The sequence below is a fragment of the Candidatus Desulfolinea nitratireducens genome (assembly GCF_982879505.1).
Window position 1 is genome coordinate 1 of the sequence record NZ_CEYOSI010000096.1, and the last position, 1,513, is coordinate 1,513.

The following is a 1,513-nucleotide window of genomic DNA, read 5'->3' on the forward strand; positions in this document are numbered from 1 at the left end:
GAGTTACGGCGGTGGGTGGTCAGGCGGGCTAACGAGACTGTCGAAAAACCCCTAGTGCAAAAAATGTTCATAAAAATCTCCCACAACAGGCTCAAAAATCGCCAAAATGTTGCTCAGAACACAAAAAACTAGGTGCTTTTCAGTGTTTCTGTCCCACATTTCAAAAATCTTTTTTGAAAAGGGACTTTTTCGACAGTTTCAACGGCTTGCGTTAGCCGCAAGTGGGTGGGACTTGATATCTTTCATTATAGTGGTAATTCCATTAGCCAGAACCAACTCATTATAGCGGGGCGCATCCCACGAGTCCGTGTGCACGCTTTGTTGGGCGGGTGGATTGTTCAAGATATTGTGTGTTTACAATTCATCTTTTGATTGTGCAATTTTTTTCATCAACTTCGTTGGATATAAGACAAACCCATACCACGTTGAAATAAACACAATTATTGAAATTAACCCAGCTAATATTGGATACCAGTCGATTCTAAAATATGTGTCATTGAGAGATTCAACTATTGGCGATATTAATGTGTAACTTAAAACTAATGTTGACATAAGCCAAATCGATGTTGCAGCCTGTTCTTTTTCAAAATTCATTTGCCTGTTTAACCAACCTAGATGAACTTTTAAAGGAAGGTCTTTGAGCGACATTGAATTTGTAACATTTATGAAAATTCCACTAGATAAGGGATATGTTTGATTACATTCTGGGCATTCCCATGATGACGGGTTTTGTGGGATATCTTTAATAAAATCTGACCCCATACCGCATTTATCGCACCATGCAAAAGAAAAAACATGCTGGCAATTCCAACAATTCAGGATGTGAGATTTTTCAGGATCGTTTGAGAAATAATAGCAATCTACCTCGCATTGAGGGCACATGCTTATGGTTAAATCTTTGTCGGCGTTTTGTAATAATGATTCTTTGTAGCCAAGGTCTGATAACTCGATGAATTCGTTTTTATTATTAATTCGCTTAATCCAAAGGATATACCAAATCAATGCAATAACAATGACACCTATTATATATCTTGAGCTTGATTGCCACCAAGAAATAAAAAATTTGCCAATACCAAAGGAAATAATTGCGTAGATCACAATGATATTGCTAATGAGAGTAAAACCTAGGATTAATCTTGCCTCTTTATTCATTGGCTTGGGTATTCATCCTCAAGTAAATTTTTTTAAGAAACAACTGCCCAACGGTTAAGGGTTGATACGGCGAAAAAGATCAAGTCGGTCAGAAGGGAAGTGAGAACCGCCGTATCAACCCTGTTGAACTAAGCCGTGTCCAGAAAAACGTTAGATAGACTTGGGGATTAAAGCCAGGCAGGCCTGCCAATGAAAAAGAGTATCCTGCGTTTTTCTGGATGTACCTTGTATTTTACATGAGAAAGCAATTCCTGAGCAAGATATCACGGTGAAAAAGACGGGGCATTTGAAACGAGATTCTGTGAACTGGCAACGGCAAAACGGAACTGGGCAACGGCAAAACAAAACTGTGCAACGGCAT

At 38.9% G+C, this 1,513-nt stretch carries 1 protein-coding gene; it reads right to left on the reverse strand.

The features are described from left to right. Positions 1 to 354 precede the first annotated feature (354 nt). Positions 355 to 1,152: a hypothetical protein gene (locus AC3DOM_RS09830; RefSeq protein WP_487918869.1), complete on the reverse strand. Its 798-nt coding sequence runs from the start codon at positions 1,150 to 1,152 to the stop codon at positions 355 to 357. Positions 1,153 to 1,513 lie beyond the last annotated feature (361 nt).